The sequence below is a fragment of the Streptomyces sp. NRRL S-1022 genome, assembly GCF_000720135.1.
Classification (GTDB): Bacteria; Actinomycetota; Actinomycetes; order Streptomycetales; family Streptomycetaceae; genus Streptomyces.
Genome location: NZ_JOIU01000004.1, coordinates 222815 through 237349, shown reverse-complemented (window position 1 = coordinate 237349; position 14535 = coordinate 222815). Strand labels below are relative to the sequence as shown.

Sequence of the window (14535 nt, the reverse complement as noted above, 5' to 3'; positions counted from 1 at the left end):
TGACAAGGGAACGTTAGGTAACTAGTCTCGGCGTCACCAGACCGCACTTTCCCGTGAGTTGGTGAGCCTCAGGTGACCTCCCAGGCCAAGGACGCCCCCGCCGTGCGCGGCGACCTGTTCGACCCCGCGTGTCCGACGCGCCGGCTGCTCGACCGGATCGGCACGAAGTGGACGTCGATGGCGGTGAAGGTGCTCGCGCAGGCGGCCCCGGACGAGGTGCGCTTCGCCGAGCTGCTGCGCCGGATGCCCGGCGTCTCCCAGAAGATGCTGTCCGTGACCCTGCGCAGCCTCGTCCGGGACGGACTGGTGGCCCGCCGGGTGGAGCCGTCCGTACCGCCCGGTGTCCACTACCGGCTGACGCCGCTCGGCCTGTCGCTCGACGCCGTCCTGGCCGCCGTCCGGGACTGGGCCGAGGAGCACATGGCCGAGGTGGACCGCGCCAACGAGCTGAGCGACGGTCAGCAGGACCGGCCGGGATCCGCCGGGGTGTGACCTTCTTCCTTGCGGCCCCCGCCCCGTTGCTGTGAGTCTCCCGTCGAACGATTTTCCGAGGAACTGTTATCGGCACCGCACCCGGCGGTCTCCCAGGTAACGGACAGCATCGTTCGGCGTCGAGGACAGGGAAGTTCTGATGAGGACACAGCACACGGTGGACACGGCGGCGCTGGTGACCGCCGCCCGAGCGGGGGACCCGGCGGCCCAGGACGCCCTGGTCAGCGCCTATCTGCCGCTGGTGTACAACATCGTGGGCCGCGCCCTGAACGGCTCCGTCGACGTCGACGACGTGGTCCAGGAGACCATGCTCCGGGCCCTCGGCTCGCTCGGTGACCTGCGCAGCCCGGAGAGCTTCCGCTCCTGGCTCGTGGCCATCGCCATGAACCGGGTCCGGGCCCACTGGCAGGACCGGCAGCTCGCCCCGGACGCCGTGGAGGAGACCGCCGACGTCGCCGATCCCGGCGCCGACTTCGTGGACCTGACCATCGTCCGCCTCCAGCTGTCCGGCCAGCGCCAGGAGACCGCGCGCGCCACCCGCTGGCTGGAGCCGGACGACCGCGAGGTGCTGTCGCTGTGGTGGCTGGAGTGCGCCGGTGAGCTGACCCGGGCCGAGGTCGCCGCGGCCCTCGGGGTGACGCCGCAGCACACCGCGGTGCGGGTGCAGCGGATGAAGGCGCGGCTTGAGGCGGCCCGGGTGGTGGTACGGGCGCTCGACACCCGGCCCGCCTGCCCGGAACTGCACGGGGTGCTGGCCGCCTGGGACGGCCTGCCCTCCGCCCTGTGGCGCAAGCGAATAGCCCGGCACGCCCGTGAGTGCGCGCGCTGCGGCGGCCTGTGGAGCGGTCTGCTGCCCGCCGAGGGGCTGCTGGCCGGGCTGGCCCTGGTCGCGGTGTCGTCGGCGCTGCTCACGACGACCCGGTCCGCCGTGACCGGCATGACCGCGACCGGCTCCGCCGCATCCGTGCCGGCCCACGCCGGAGCCGCCGGTCTGACCGCGGACGCCGGCACCGGCGGACCGGCCGGCGCCTTCGGACCGGGGCAGGGTGACCCCGCGACGGACCAGGGCGCCGCCGTCGCCGGTCAGGAGGCCGCCGTGGACCACGGCGCCGCCGGCGGTGGCACCGGCGAACCGGTCGGGCTCCGCGGCGCATCCCGCCGTCGTACGGCCGGCCGCGGTGAGGCGCGGCGACGGCGGCGGGTACGGCGCCGGGCCGTCGGCGGTGCCGTCGTGGCGGCCTGTGTGGCGGGCGGCGGCCTCTGGTACTTCGGCACCGACTCCGGAGAGCCGCAGACCAGGCAGGCGACCGCCGCGCGGACCGCCGGCGCTCCCGCCGTGGACCTCGCGCAGCCCAGCGCCGTCGCGACCTCGGCGTCGCCCTCGCCGTCCGCGTCGCCGTCCCCCTCGCACACCAGGAAGCCGCGCCCCGCCAAGAGCCCCCGGCCCACGCGGAGCAGCAGCACGCCGAAGGCCGCGCCGGCCGCCCCGACGACCCCGGCCGCCTCCCGGGCCCCGCAGGCCCAGCCGGCGCCCGCTGGCACCGTGGCACAGGTGGTCGCGCTGGTGAACAAGGAGCGGGCGACCGCCGGTTGCGGCCCGGTCACCGAGGACCCGCAACTCGACAGGGCCGCCCAGGGCCACTCCGACGACATGGCCGCGCGCAACTTCTTCGACCACACCAACCCGGACGGCGCGGGCCCCGGCGAGCGCATCACCGCGGCCGGCTACCGCTGGTCCACGTACGGCGAGAACATCGCGAGGGGCCAGCAGACGCCGCAGTCGGTGATGGACTCCTGGATGAACAGCCCGGGCCACCGCGCGAACATCCTCAACTGCTCGTTCAAGAACCTCGGCGTGGGCGTCCACGACGGCTCCGGCGGCCCGTGGTGGACCCAGGACTTCGGCACCAGGCTGTGAGCCGCTGCCCGGAGTGGGCCCGAAGGCGCGGCGGAACACGTCGATGAACGCGCCGGCCGAGGACCGGCCGCAGCGGCGCGCCACCGTGGTCACCGGCGTCCTCCAGGCCGGCGGAACCAGCGCGTGGTGCAGCCGCAACCTGCCGGCGGTCGCGGCGGTCGCCGGTGTCCTGGTCGTCCCCGGCCCCGCCCTGTACCCGTGCGTCGCCCTGGCCGCCGCCGGGCTGTACGTGCCGTTCTCCCTCCAGGTCACCCTCGGCCAGGACCACCTGCCCACGGGGGTCGGCCTCGGCCCGACCGTCGGCGGACTGGCGTGCTCCCTCGGCGGGCAAGTGGCCGACGCCACGTCCCTGCGGACCGCCCCGGCCCCGCTGCTTCCGGTGCCGGCGCTCAGCCGGCCGCTGTTCCGCGCCCTGCCCGGACCGGCGGGCCCCGGCGGCCGGGACGGGACGCCGGCCGCCGCCGCTCAGCGGGCCGTGCCGAAGTCCTGGGTCCAGTAGCTGCCGGGCTGGGCGAGACCCACACCGATCTCCTTGAAGCCGCAGTTCAGGATGTTGGCCCGGTGGCCCGGGCTGGACATCCAGGCCGCCATGACCTGCCCGGCCGTGCCGTACCCGTAGGCGACGTTCTCGCCGTAACTGCTCCAGGCGTAGCCGGCGCGCGTGATGCGGTCGCCCGGAGCGGAGCCGTCGGATCCGGTGTGCGACATGTTCTGGTGGGCCGCCATGTCCTCGCTGTGCGCCTGCGCGGCCTTGGTCAGCACGGGGTTGAGGGTCAGCGCCTGGCAACCGGCCTTGCCCCGTTCGGCGTTCACCAGCCGCAGGATCTCGGCGGTGACGCCGGACGCGGTGGCCGCCGGCGCCGGGGTGCTCGGCGTGGCCGCCGGTTTCGGGGTGCCCGGCGCGGCGGGGGCCGTGGACGCGGCAGCGGTGGCCTGGGGGGTGCCGGGTACCGCGGTCCGCCGGGACTGGTGGACCGTGACCTTCTTCCGCGTGTGCTTCCCGGCGTGCTTCTTCGCGTGCGGGTGCACGGTCACGCGGACACTCGGCGGGGCGCCGGCCGGGGCGCTCGGTGACGCCGTGGCCCCGGGCGCGGGCGGCACGGTGGCCAGGGGCGCGCCGGTGGTGTCGGCATTGCTCGGGTAATCCCCCGGCGCGTACTGCCACTGCGCCGCGGGTGCGGTCGTCGCGACGGTCTGCGCCGGGCCCTCCGGGCCGTACGGCCACTCGGTGCAGGCCAGGGCGACGGACGGCACGCCCACGGCCCCAACGGCGGCGGCAGCGATGACTATTCGCCGGTAGTGCTTCGTTTTGCGGTGCTGGCCCATACGTCAACCTCACTCGGTGATCGCCGAGCGCTCATTGTTGGGATGGGTGCACAGCGGGCGCAAAGGGCCCTTCTACTACCTTGCCTCGTAGACCGGCACGCCCCTTGTCAGAGCAGCCGGGAGATGCCGACTTCGCGACCGCGACGTTTGCGCGACACTGGCGGACCGTCATGAACGGGCATCTGCCGGGGGATGCGGTGCCGTGCCGAGTGGAGGGTCCGTCGTGACCCGGAGCATGACTCGTGCCCACGGCAAGACGGACAAATCCTATATGTCGCCGGAGTGGCGCCTACTATCGGCGCCGCTTAGTTGCCGAGGCGGCTGTGACGGATGTCACCTCCCGCCGGGGACGAGGACCGCCGGGTGATCGGTGCGTGGAACGGCGGCCGAGCCGAAGGCCCGGCCGCCGTACACCCGTGTCCGGCCGCCGTCACTCGTTCCTGAAGACGGCCTTGCTGACCTCGGCGGGGTTCTGGAACTCCTTCTTCCCGAGGTGGGATATCCGCTCGGTGACCTCCTTGGGCGCGTGATTGTCCTCGGCGACCTTCCGAAGCTGATCGGAACTGGCCGGGTACTCCGCGCCGGACAGAGCTTTCTGCAGATCAGGTGGGGTGATACCCGCCATGGCTCCTCCAGGCGGTGAGTTGGATCAGGGTCATCGGGCCGGCGCCGCATGCTGCGCCGGACTGGTCAGGTACCCCTCCCGCACAAGCGGATTCAGGAATTCCATGAGTGATGGGTCCGGGGACGCACGGGTACCCGGCCGCTTCGGACACCCGCGCGCGACACGTGCCGGACGACACGGGAGGCTCCGATGAGCGAGAACACCCCTTCTCAGGCCGAGGGCGAACCGGAGGAGGCCGCCCCCGAGCAGCAGCCGCCCCGCACCACCCCCTCACAGGCGGAAGGCGCCGACCCCGCCGACGAGGACGCGGACGGGAACACCGCCGAGGACGACCCGTAAGGAAGCGCGATGAGCACGGCACACCCCAGCGTCACCGAGGTGCTGGGCGCGTTGAAGGACGTGACCTACCCGGCGGGCAGGGACCGCCTGGTCGCGGCGGCCCGGCAGGCGGGGGCCTCCGAGGAGGTTGTCGAGGCCCTGCGCGGCCTGCCCGCCGAGGAGTGCACCGGGCCCGCGGACGTGGCCCGCTCGGTCCGCGTGGACCCGGACACGGACCCCGGCCGCACCGCCGCGCGGCGGGCCCGGCGCGGCGGCAGGCCGGGCTTCTCCCAGCACCTCCGGGAGGAGCCGAAGACCACGATCCACGAGGAGTTCGACCGCTGACCGGCCCGACTCGTCCCGCCTTGACGGCCCCTGGGGCCCGACCTAGCGTGAACCGGACACTCCGGACCGGCAGGACAGGTGGCTTCGGCGATGACGCATCCGCACGATCCCCCCGGCAGCGGATCCGCCGGCCGCCCCCTCCAGGTCGAGGCGCACGGGCTGGATGTGATCGCGGACACGGAGCGCCGGGGCACCCCGCGCTCGCTGTTCTGGCCCTGGTTCGGGGCCAACGTCTCCGTGCTCGGGATCAGCTACGGCGCCTTCGCCCTGGGCTTCGGCCTGTCCTTCTGGCAGGCCCTCACCGCCGGCGTGCTCGGCATCGCCGTCTCGTTCCTGCTGTGCGGCTTCGTCGCGGTCGCCGGCAAGCGCGGCTCGGCACCCACCATGGTGCTCAGCCGGGCCGCCTACGGGGTACGCGGCAACCGGCTGCCGTCCGTCGTGTCCTGGATGCTCACCGTCGGCTGGGAGACCGTCCTGACCGCGCTCGCCACGATGGCCACCGCGACCGTCTTCGGCCGCCTCGGCTGGGGCGGCGGCACCGGGACCAGGGTGGCCGCCCTCGTGGTGGTGGCGGCGCTGACCGTCGTCGGCGGGGTCATGGGCTTCGACCTGATCATGCGGCTGCAGACCTGGATCACCCTGATCACGGGCATCCTCACGATCGTCTACATCGCCCTCGTCGCCGACCACGTCCACTGGAGCGCGGTCGACGCCCTGCCGGCCGGCTCGGTACAGCAGTTCATCGGGGCGCTGGTGTTCATGATGACGGGCTTCGGCCTCGGCTGGGTCAACGCCGCCGCCGACTACTCCCGCTACCTGCCCCGCGGCTCCTCCAGCCGGGGAGTGATCGGCTGGACCGCCTTCGGCGCCTCCCTGGCACCGCTCGTCCTGCTGCTCTTCGGCCTGCTGCTGGCCGGCTCCTCCGGCACGCTGAGCAAGGCGATCGCGGCCGACCCGATCGGGGCGCTGACCACCCTGCTGCCCACCTGGTTCCTGGTGCCGTTCGCCGTCGTCGCCGTCCTCGGCCTGGTGGGCGGCGCCGTCCTCGACATCTACTCCTCCGGCCTGGCACTGCTCTCGGCCGGCCTGCGCGTGCCCCGCTACCTGGCCGCGCTCTTCGACGGGGTGCTGATGATCGCCGGCGCCGTCTACATCGTGTTCTTCGCCGACGACTTCCTCGGCCAGTTCATGGGTTTCCTCACCACACTCGGTGTGCCCGTCGCCGCCTGGGCCGGCGTCATGCTCGCCGATCTGGCGCTGCGCCGCCGCGACTACGACGAGGGCGACCTGTTCCGCCCGCACGGCCGCTACGGCGACGTCCCGCTCCTCCCGCTGCTCCTCACGCTCGCCGCCACCGCCGTCGGCTGGGGCCTGGTCACCAACACCGCCGCGAGCTGGCTGACCTGGCAGGGCTACCTGCTGGAACCGTTCGGCCTCGGCGGCAGGACCGGCGCCTGGGCCTACGCCAACCTGGGCGTCCTGGCCGCGCTGGCGCTCGCCTTCCTCGGCTCACTGCCGGCGGGCCGGGGCCGGGTGCGGTCCCAGGAGGCCCAGGCACCGGGCCCGGTGCTCGACGAGGGTGTGCTCAACCCATGAGCGCCGGTCATCTCGCCGTCATCGACATGCAGCACGTGTTCGCCGACCCCGACAGTCCCTGGGCGGCCCCCCGCTACGCCGACGCGGCGGCGGGCGTGCGCAGCCTGCTGCCGGCCTTCGCCGGCCGGGTCACCTTCACCCGGTTCCTGGCCCCCGAGCGGCCGGCCGGCGCCTGGCGCGCCTACTACGCGCAGTGGCCCTTCGCCCGCCGGGGGCCGGACGCGGACCTGTGGGCGCTGACGGACGAGTTCGCCGCGCTCGCCGACCATGTCGTGGACACCACCACGTTCGGCAAGTGGACCCCGGAACTCGCCGCCCGGGTCGGCCCGGACGGCCGCCTGGTCCTGGCCGGCGTCAGCACCGACTGCTGTGTGCTGTCCACCGCGCTGGCCGCCGCGGACGCCGGCGCCGAAGTGCTGGTCGTGGCGGACGCCTGCGCCGGCGTGGACGACGACTCCCACCTCAGGGCCCTGCGGGTCATGGAGCTGTACCGGCCGCTGGTCCGGGTCACCACCGTCGCCGGCCTGCTCGCGCGGACCGAGCCGTGACCGGCAGCCGCCCGGCCGGTGAGCGGCTGCCCGGCGAACACGCGTGACCCAGCCTTCGGCGAGGCCCGTGCGGGCGGCCGTACGAGCAGGACACGCCCGTGTGCGCGGGGCACCCCCTCCCCACCGGACCTCCCTCCGATCGTCACGCATGCCCGGCACCCCACCGGGTACGCGTGGCGGGAGCCCGCCCGGGCACCAGCCCGCCCCGGCGGCCCGTACGACCACCGCAACCTGGGGACCAGCCATGGAGACACCCGCACACGAGGCCCAGCCGACGCCCGCCCAGCAGGCACTGGACGCGCTGGCCGAGAACGCCGAGGACCAGGCCGCCCTGGACACCCTCGCCCACAGTGACGTACTCGTCCCGGTACCGGACGACGCGGTGGACGGCGAGGGTGCCGACGCCACGACGGTGGCCCTGCCCGTCCTGGAACAGCCCGGGGGCGACCACGTCGTCCCGGTGTTCACCTCGGAGGGCGAGATGGCCGAGCTGCTGCCGTTCGTCTCGCGCTACCGCCTGATCCCGCTCGCCGCGCTCGCCCAGGGGTGGCCCGCGGAGGACCTCTCCCTCGCCATCGACGGCAGCTCCGCCCACGCCCTGACCCTCACCTCACAGGGAGTGCGCACCCTGCTGGCCCGCTGACCGGACGACGGGCGACCGGCGAGCGATCACGCACCACCCGCGCCCGCGTACCGCCCGGACCCTTCCCGTCGCAGGCCGGCCCGGATCTGCCCCCGCCGCCGGCGGTCACCGCCCGCCGCGGCGGGCAACCTGCCGGAGCCGGATCCGGGCGAGCGCGAAGGAGTCGATGGTCGTGAGGGCCGTCCTGCGGGGCACCGCCGCCGGGGGCGGTCTCCCGCGGTGGAACTGCGCCTGCGCGCTCTGCACCGCCGCGCGCGAGGGCGGACTGCCCGCCCGGACCCGCGAGTGCGCCGCCGTCACCGGCAACGGCCGCGACTGGTGGCTGCTGAACGCCTCACCCGGCCTGCGGGCCCAGCCGGCCGCCACCCCGGCCCTGTGGCCAAGCCCCCGGGACACCCCGCTGCGCGGCGTGCTGCTCACCGACGCCGCGGCCGGCAAACACGGCCGGCCCGGCCGAGCTGCGCGCCGCGGCGGGCGTGAAGATCTACGCCGCGCCGGCGGTGCGCGCGGTCCTCGACCCCCACGCCTCCTGGGAGTGGGCCGACGGGCTGGCCGACGGCGGCTTCGTGCCGGCCGGGGGTCTCGTCGCGACCGCGCACCCGGTGGGTGCGACGGTACCCGCCGGGCCGGGGTGGACGGCGTACCGCGTCGAGGACCTGGCGAGCGGGCGCGTGCCGGTGTACGCGCCCTGCGTCGGTGCGTGGAGCCCCGTCCTGGACGAGCTGTGCGCCGACGCCGACTGCGTTCTGCTGGACGGCACCGGCTTCAGCCCCGGCGAGACGGCCACGGTGGCGCGCCCCGCTGCCCGGCAGGCCGTCCCGGGCCGTCTTCCGGTCGGCGGCCCGGACGGCTCCCCGCGGCACTGGCCCGTCATCCCGGCCCGCGCCGCATCCACACCCACCTCGCCGACGGCAACCCGCTCGACCCCGCCTCGCCCGCACGCGCACGCGTGACGGAGTACGGCGCCGAGATCCTGCCGGACGGGACCGAGCTGGTGGTCCAGGGGCCGCGGAGCGGGGCCGGCCCGGTCCGAGCGAGGGGCCCTAGTCCTCCTGCCCGGCCAGCATCCGGCGCAGGACCGCGCGCTGGACCGGCAGCACCTCGGCGTGCAGCGTGCGGCCCTTGGGGGTGAGGGCGACCCACACCCCGCGCCGGTCCTCCACGCACACCGAGCGCTCCACCAGACCGTCCTTCTCCAGCCGGCCGATCAGCCGGGACAGCGCGCTCTGGCTGAGATGGACCCGGCCGACCAGGTTCTGCACCCGGCACGAGTCGCCCTGCACGGGCGACTGGGCCGCCAGGATGTCGAGCACCTCGAAGTCGCTGGCGCCGAGTCCGTGCGGATGCAGGGCCCGGTCGATCTCGCACATCGTGTGCGCGTGCACGGTGAGGATGTCCCGCCAGCGCTCTTCGAGCCGGGTGTCGGCCGTCGTGACTGCCATAACCGCACCGTAGCACCGATCCAGCCAATCGTTGAGTGTGCAACTAGTGGCTCGGGGGACGGCGTCCGGTCCTCAGGCCGAAGGGTCCTGCAGCAGCCCCACGAGGTTGCCGTCGGGGTCCTTCACGAAGGCGATCAGCCGGCCGCCGCCGACGTCCTGCGCGTCCTGGAGCAGCTCGGCCCCCGCCGCGAGCAGCGCCGCGAGCCGCTCCCGCAGATCCGTCACGTGCCAGTACGGCACCGGGCCCGTCATGCCCTTGGCGTGCCCGTTCGGGTCGAGGCCGACGTCCTGGCCGGCGGCCTTGAAGCCGACGTAGTACGGCTCGTCCGCGTACGGCTCGACGCCCAGCAGCGCGCCGAACAGGGCCTTGGCGCGCGCCAGGTCCTTCACGGGGTAGATGATCGTCTGCAGGCCGGCGGTCATGTCGCTCACTCCTTCACGGCGCGGAACCCGACGGGTCCCCGTCGGTGCTCCCACGCTAGGCCCGGGACACCCGCGACGGCTTCTCCGATCCTGACCGGTCGTCGCCGTCACTCGTTGCGCAGCACCTCGGCGACCGTGAGGCGGGCCGCCCGGCGGGCGGGCACCAGCGCGCCCAAGACGGCGATCACCACCCCCGCGAGCGCCGCCGGGGCCAGCACGGGCGCGTGCCAGACGTCCGTCATGGAGGGGGGCAGCGTGATGTCGACCCCGGCCGCCATGCGCGGCACCACCACCCGGTGGGCGGCGATGCCCAGCGGGACACCCAGCAGCGACCCCAGTGCGCCGAGCACCGCCATCGACGTCACCGTCATCACGGTGACCTGGCGCGGGGTCATGCCGATCGACTTCAGCATGCCGAGGTCCCGGCGCCGGTCGTGGGTGTTGAGGACGGCAGTGTTGAAGACGCCCAGCGAGGCGACCAGGGCGAGCATGAGGGTGAGGGCCGTCGCGGAGCCCACGATGGTTCCGGTCACGCTGTTCGAACCGCTCGGCTGGACGAACAGCCCCGGATCGGCCGCCTCCACCGCGCGGGCGTACGCCTTCCGGTCCGTGCCCGCGCGCAGCTTGACGTGGTAGGCGATGGGCCGAACGCCCGGCATCAGCGCGGTGACCGTCGGCCAGTCGCCGACGACCAGCCGGTCGTCGGTGTCCATCGTCTCGCCGACGACGGTCACCTGTTCCTCGCGGCCGTCCTTCCGCAGCCGCAGACGGTCCCCGAGACGGACTCCGTTGCGGCGCAGGAACGGCGACCCGGCCACCACCTCCCCGGTCCGGTGCATCCAGCGGCCCTTCGTGAGCACGCTGTCCAGCGACGGACCGCCGCGCCGGCCCTCGAACATGACCACCTGCGTGCTGCCGGCCAGGACCGCTTCGTCGTCCGACCGCACCGTCACATGACTCGCTCCCGGCAACGATCCGAGCAGCGCCTGGAGTTCACGGTCGCCGTGCACCGGCCGCACCTCGGTGCCGTGCCGGAACGCGCCCACGTAGACGGTGACGTCGTAGGTGGGGCGACCGCCGGTGCCGTAGCTGCTCAGCGTCGCCGCCAGACCGGTCGCGAACGTGACCGTCGTCACGCCCAGGACCACCGCGACCAGCGTGAGCGCGCTGCGCGCGGGCCGCGCGAACGGCAGCCCCATGCCGAGGCTCACCGACCGGGGCAGCCGGGCGCCCGCCAGGCGCCGCTGGATGCCGAGCGCCCGTCCGGCCCGCGGGGCACTGCCCGCGCTGATGGCCCGCGCCGCCGACAGCCGCCGCGCCCGCACCGAAGGCCCGAGCGCGGCCAGCACGCACAGCAGGGGCATGCCGAGCAGGGCGAGCAGGTTCACCCAGGGCGCGATCCCAAGGGTGCCGTGCAGCACACCCGAGGCCGGCCCGCTGAAGACGAACCGCAGGAACGGCCGCGCCAGCAGATTGCCGGCCCAGGTGCCCAGCGCGCAGCCCAGGACGGCCGGCACGGAGATCATCAGCAGGTAGACGCCCAGGACCTGGCCCGGCGTGAAGCCCACCGCCTTCAGGATGCCGATGTGCCGGAACCCGGAGACCACGGCCCCGCCGACCACGTTGGCGACGATGAGCACCGCCACCAGGATGCCGAGGACGCCGAACGCCATCAGATACGGCGCGTACGCGCGCGCGTTGCTGCCGATCCGGTGCTTGAGCGACAGGTACGTCTGGGATCCGGCGAGCGCCCCCCGGGGCAGCCCCGCGGTCACCCCGGACAGCTCCGCGCGCAGCCCGTCCTGCGTCGACGCGTCCCGGAACCGGAACAGCATCTGCCGGCCGGTGGGGTGCAGCGCCCCCATCTGCGCCGGGGTGACCCAGGCGTCCGCCGTGTGGCTCAGGTCGAACGCGAACCCGACGATGGTGAGCTTCGGACCCGACGGCACCCGGAACGTCCTGCCGAGGTCGTCGGCGGTCCAGTCGCGCTGCCGGTTCAGCACCATCTCGCCCGGCCGGGCCGGCCACCGGCCCGCCCACAGGTCCACCCGGTCCACCGGGCCGCCCGGACCGGAACGCCCCACCACCGTGATCTCGCCGCCGAGACCGAAGTCCGCCGCACCGCGCGGAACGCCGAGCGTCGCCTGCGGGAACGGCCCCGCCACCGCCTCCACCCCCGGCCGCCGCGCCGCGCGCGTCACCTGGGCGTCCGACACCTTGCCCCTGTCGAACGCGGCCACGACATGCGGCCCGTGCAGTCTCTCGAAGGCGTGGTCGAACGGCGCCGAGGCGGCGTCCACCAGACCCAGCGCCACCACCAGCGACCCGGTCGACACCAGCGTGACGAGCCAGATCACCAGCGTCTGGAGCCGCCGCCTGCGCACGGCCGCACGCGCGGCCAGCCACACCGCACTCATACCGACGGCTCCAGGGTGTGCTCGCCGGTCACCCGGCCGTCGGCCAACAGCACCAGACGGCTCGCGCAGCGCTGCGCCAGGTGCTCGTCGTGCGTCACGATGACCAGGGTCTGCCCGATCTGGTTCAGATCGATCAGCAGGTCCATCACCTGCTCCCCGGCCCGGCTGTCCAGCGCGCCGGTCGGCTCGTCCGCCAGGAGCAGCGCGGGCCGGTTCATCAACGCCCGGGCCACCGCCACCCGTTGCCGCTCACCGCCGCTCAGCACCGCCGGATAGGCGTTGCGCCGGCCGGCGATGCCCAGCTCCTCGAACAGCTCCAGCGCCCGCCGCCGGGCCTGCCGGCCGGCGTACCCGTCAGCCGGCCCGCCAGCGCCACGTTGTCCAGGGCCGACAGGTCGTCGATGAGGTTGAAGAACTGGAAGATCATGCCGATCCGGCGCCGCCGGTACAGCGCCAGATCCTTCTCGCTCAACTCCCCGACGTCCTCCCCGTGGACGACGACGCGGCCGGCCGACGGCCGGTCGAGGCCCGCGATCATGTTGAGCAGCGTGGACTTGCCGCACCCCGAGATGCCCATCACGGCGACCGCCTCCCCGGCCCGGATGTCCAGCGACACCCCGTCGAGCGCCACCGTCTCGCCGTACTCCTTGCGCACTCCGTCGAGCCGTACGACGGCGTCTTCCGATCCCACCTCTGTGACCATGGGCAGGACGCTAGACGGCGGCCGCAGCCCGGGGCATCCCTCCCCGGACGGCACTCGTCCGCCCGGCTCATCCCGGGGATGCAGTGCACTGGATCCCCAGGCCGATGCGGCTGTCGGTGCCGTCTGCGAGAGTGGGGCCATGGGGGAGGACGACATGCTGACGGTGGTGCTCGCGGTGGCGTGCGCGGCGGTCCTGGGGCTGACCGCGGCGCTGGTGCGCACCCGGCACCGCTGGCAGGCGGCGGTGGGGGAGCGGGGCTGGCTGCTGGAACGGGAGCGGGAGAGCGCCGCCGAGGCCGCGATCGCGGCCGAACGCGACCGGATAGCCCGCGAGTTGCACGACATCGTCAGTCACAACGTCAGTCTGATGGTCGTCCAGGCGAGCGCCGCCCGCGAGGTGCTCGGCACGATGCCGGACGAGGCGGCCACCGCGCTGCGGGCCGTCGAGGACGCGGGCCGGGGCGCGATGACCGACCTCAGACACCTGCTGGGCCTGCTCGCCCCCGCGCAGGACGGCACGGACGGCGACCCGGGACCGGCCGCGGATCCGGCAGCGTATCGGGGCGCGACACCGGTGCGTACGCCGCTCGCGCCGCAGCCCGGCCTCGACCGCCTCGGCCCGCTGGTGGACCGGATATCGTTCGCCGGCCTGCCCGTCGAGGTCCGCGTCTCGGGCGAGCCGCGGTCGCTGCCGCAGGGCGTCGACGTGACCGCCTACCGCATCGTCCAGGAGGCCCTGACCAACGCGCTCCGGCACGGCGACGGCGGCAAGGCCCAGGTGACCGTGCGCTACGCCGACCACGCCCTGCGCGTCGAAATCCTCAACACCGGCCCCAGCGTGCTCACCGGGACCGCACCGGCCGGCCCAGGACGGCATGCCCAGGGCACCGGACGCGGCCTGCTCGGCCTGCGCGAACGGGTCGCCGTCTACGGCGGCGACCTCGACGCCCGGCGCAGACTCGGCGGCGGCTTCCGCGTCCGCGCCCGCATCCCCCTGGACCGGCCGTGACCGCGGACGCGCCCGGGCGGGCGCCCCGCGTCCTGATCGCCGACGACCAGACGCTGATCCGGACCGGCTTCCGGCTGATCCTCACCGCCCGGGGCATCGAGGTGGCCGGCGAGGCCGCCGACGGCGCCGAAGCGGTCACCGCGGTCCGCGAACTGAAGCCGGACGTCGTCCTCATGGACATCCGCATGCCGGTCATGGACGGCCTGGAGGCCACCCGGCGCATCCTGGCCGACGCTCCCGGCTGCCGGGTGCTCATGCTGACCACCTTCGACCTGGACCGGTACGTGTACACGGCCCTGTCCCTCGGGGCCAGCGGCTTCCTGCTCAAGGACGTCACCCCGGAGCACCTGGCGGCGGCCGTACGGCTGGTCGGCACCGGCGACGCCCTGCTGGCCCCGCAGATCACCCGGCGCCTGGTGGAGCGGTACGCGGCCGAGGCCGGGCGGACCCCCGTACCCGTGCCCGAAGGGCTGGCCGCCCTCACCCCCCGCGAGCGGGAGGTGCTGACGCTGATGGGCCGCGGCCTGTCCAACGGCGAACTGGCCGCCGAGCTGACCCTGAGCGAGGCCACGGTCAAGTCCCACGTGGCCCGCATCTTCGCGAAGCTCGGTCTGCGCGACCGCGCCCAGGCGGTCGTCCTCGCCTACGAGACGGGACTGGTGACACCGGGCGACAGCCGCGCCGGCGCGCGGAGGGGAACTGAGTAGCCGTACTCATGCCCGGCCGCCGC

At 74.4% G+C, this 14535-nt stretch carries 16 protein-coding genes and 1 pseudogene; 11 read left to right on the top strand and 6 right to left on the bottom strand.

Translation table 11 applies throughout. The features are described 5' to 3' along the window. Positions 1-72: 72 nt before the first annotated feature. From IG05_RS0105835 to IG05_RS0105825, 3 genes are all read left to right on the top strand, one after another. Positions 73-492, top strand: a complete 420-nt coding sequence (locus tag IG05_RS0105835; protein ID WP_030339788.1) for a winged helix-turn-helix transcriptional regulator — start codon at positions 73-75, stop codon at positions 490-492. Positions 493-631: 139 nt separating this feature from the next. After that, a complete protein-coding gene (locus tag IG05_RS0105830) occupies positions 632-2410 on the top strand; it encodes a sigma-70 family RNA polymerase sigma factor (RefSeq protein WP_030339787.1) in 1779 nt (592 codons plus the stop codon). A gap of 43 nt (positions 2411-2453) precedes the next feature. Beyond that, positions 2454-2909 (top strand): hypothetical protein, encoded by a 456-nt coding sequence (locus tag IG05_RS0105825; RefSeq protein ID WP_158838793.1) that lies wholly within the window; start codon positions 2454-2456, stop codon positions 2907-2909. Here the strand turns inward: IG05_RS0105825 and IG05_RS0105820 are convergent. Continuing rightward, on the bottom strand, positions 2876-3736 hold the full coding sequence (locus IG05_RS0105820; protein ID WP_030339785.1) for a CAP domain-containing protein: 861 nt from the start codon (positions 3734-3736) through the stop codon (positions 2876-2878). The two genes, IG05_RS0105825 and IG05_RS0105820, sit on opposite strands and share 34 nt — an antisense overlap. 430 nt (positions 3737-4166) lie before the next feature. Continuing rightward, complete coding sequence (locus IG05_RS0105815) at positions 4167-4361, bottom strand: DUF2795 domain-containing protein (protein ID WP_030339783.1); 195 nt, start codon at positions 4359-4361, stop codon at positions 4167-4169. Positions 4362-4550: 189 nt separating this feature from the next. Here IG05_RS0105815 and IG05_RS48275 point away from each other — a divergent pair, with 189 nt between their 5' ends. The 6 genes from IG05_RS48275 (at position 4551) to IG05_RS49045 (ending at position 8764) form a co-directional block, all read left to right on the top strand. Next, positions 4551-4700 (top strand): hypothetical protein, encoded by a 150-nt coding sequence (locus IG05_RS48275; RefSeq protein ID WP_199808251.1) that lies wholly within the window; start codon positions 4551-4553, stop codon positions 4698-4700. 9 nt (positions 4701-4709) lie between these two features. Then, positions 4710-5024 carry a DUF2795 domain-containing protein gene (locus tag IG05_RS0105805; RefSeq protein WP_030339782.1) on the top strand — a complete coding sequence of 105 codons (315 nt, stop codon included), beginning with the start codon at positions 4710-4712 and terminating at the stop codon, positions 5022-5024. Positions 5025-5114: 90 nt separating this feature from the next. Further along, positions 5115-6620 carry a purine-cytosine permease family protein gene (locus tag IG05_RS0105800; protein WP_051789526.1) on the top strand — a complete coding sequence of 502 codons (1506 nt, stop codon included), beginning with the start codon at positions 5115-5117 and terminating at the stop codon, positions 6618-6620. Continuing rightward, positions 6617-7168 carry an isochorismatase family protein gene (locus IG05_RS0105795; RefSeq protein WP_030339778.1) on the top strand — a complete coding sequence of 184 codons (552 nt, stop codon included), beginning with the start codon at positions 6617-6619 and terminating at the stop codon, positions 7166-7168. Before IG05_RS0105800 ends, IG05_RS0105795 begins: the two co-directional genes overlap by 4 nt. Positions 7169-7412: 244 nt before the next feature. After that, positions 7413-7811, top strand: a complete 399-nt coding sequence (locus IG05_RS0105790; RefSeq protein WP_030339776.1) for an SseB family protein — start codon at positions 7413-7415, stop codon at positions 7809-7811. Between the two features lie 476 nt (positions 7812-8287). Beyond that, a complete protein-coding gene (locus IG05_RS49045; protein WP_063760068.1) occupies positions 8288-8764 on the top strand; it encodes a hypothetical protein in 477 nt (158 codons plus the stop codon). A 90-nt stretch (positions 8765-8854) separates the two neighbouring features. Here the strand turns inward: IG05_RS49045 and IG05_RS0105780 are convergent, their stop codons facing one another. The 4 genes and pseudogenes from IG05_RS0105780 to IG05_RS41920 form a co-directional block, all read right to left on the bottom strand. Beyond that, a complete protein-coding gene (locus tag IG05_RS0105780; RefSeq protein ID WP_030339774.1) occupies positions 8855-9253 on the bottom strand; it encodes a MarR family winged helix-turn-helix transcriptional regulator in 399 nt (132 codons plus the stop codon). A gap of 72 nt (positions 9254-9325) precedes the next feature. Next, on the bottom strand, positions 9326-9676 hold the full coding sequence (locus tag IG05_RS0105775; protein WP_030339773.1) for a VOC family protein: 351 nt from the start codon (positions 9674-9676) through the stop codon (positions 9326-9328). Between the two features lie 107 nt (positions 9677-9783). Next, positions 9784-12093 carry an FtsX-like permease family protein gene (locus IG05_RS0105770; RefSeq protein ID WP_030339771.1) on the bottom strand — a complete coding sequence of 770 codons (2310 nt, stop codon included), beginning with the start codon at positions 12091-12093 and terminating at the stop codon, positions 9784-9786. Continuing rightward, positions 12090-12796: pseudogene (locus IG05_RS41920) on the bottom strand (ABC transporter ATP-binding protein). Before IG05_RS41920 ends, IG05_RS0105770 begins: the two are co-directional and overlap by 4 nt. Before the next feature lie 139 nt (positions 12797-12935). On the opposite strand from IG05_RS41920, the gene IG05_RS0105760 reads away from it, so the two are divergent. Then, positions 12936-13805, top strand: coding sequence for a sensor histidine kinase (locus IG05_RS0105760; RefSeq protein ID WP_199808250.1), 870 nt, complete (start codon positions 12936-12938; stop codon positions 13803-13805). Further along, positions 13802-14512, top strand: coding sequence for a response regulator (locus IG05_RS0105755; RefSeq protein WP_030339768.1), 711 nt, complete (start codon positions 13802-13804; stop codon positions 14510-14512). Before IG05_RS0105760 ends, IG05_RS0105755 begins: the two co-directional genes overlap by 4 nt. The last annotated feature ends 23 nt before the right edge of the window (positions 14513-14535 follow it).

Excerpts from the sequence above, each read along its gene's own strand:
- IG05_RS0105830 (WP_030339787.1), top strand. The coding sequence starts at position 632 with ATGAGGACACAGCACACGGTGGACACGGCGGCGCTGGTGACCGCCGCC.
- IG05_RS0105825 (WP_158838793.1), top strand. The coding sequence starts at position 2,454 with ATGAACGCGCCGGCCGAGGACCGGCCGCAGCGGCGCGCCACCGTGGTC.
- IG05_RS0105820 (WP_030339785.1), bottom strand. The coding sequence starts at position 3,736 with ATGGGCCAGCACCGCAAAACGAAGCACTACCGGCGAATAGTCATCGCT.
- IG05_RS0105815 (WP_030339783.1), bottom strand. The coding sequence starts at position 4,361 with ATGGCGGGTATCACCCCACCTGATCTGCAGAAAGCTCTGTCCGGCGCG.
- IG05_RS48275 (WP_199808251.1), top strand. The coding sequence starts at position 4,551 with ATGAGCGAGAACACCCCTTCTCAGGCCGAGGGCGAACCGGAGGAGGCC.
- IG05_RS0105805 (WP_030339782.1), top strand. The coding sequence starts at position 4,710 with ATGAGCACGGCACACCCCAGCGTCACCGAGGTGCTGGGCGCGTTGAAG.
- IG05_RS0105800 (WP_051789526.1), top strand. The coding sequence starts at position 5,115 with ATGACGCATCCGCACGATCCCCCCGGCAGCGGATCCGCCGGCCGCCCC.
- IG05_RS0105795 (WP_030339778.1), top strand. The coding sequence starts at position 6,617 with ATGAGCGCCGGTCATCTCGCCGTCATCGACATGCAGCACGTGTTCGCC.
- IG05_RS0105790 (WP_030339776.1), top strand. The coding sequence starts at position 7,413 with ATGGAGACACCCGCACACGAGGCCCAGCCGACGCCCGCCCAGCAGGCA.
- IG05_RS0105780 (WP_030339774.1), bottom strand. The coding sequence starts at position 9,253 with ATGGCAGTCACGACGGCCGACACCCGGCTCGAAGAGCGCTGGCGGGAC.
- IG05_RS0105775 (WP_030339773.1), bottom strand. The coding sequence starts at position 9,676 with ATGACCGCCGGCCTGCAGACGATCATCTACCCCGTGAAGGACCTGGCG.
- IG05_RS0105770 (WP_030339771.1), bottom strand. The coding sequence starts at position 12,093 with ATGAGTGCGGTGTGGCTGGCCGCGCGTGCGGCCGTGCGCAGGCGGCGG.
- IG05_RS0105760 (WP_199808250.1), top strand. The coding sequence starts at position 12,936 with ATGGGGGAGGACGACATGCTGACGGTGGTGCTCGCGGTGGCGTGCGCG.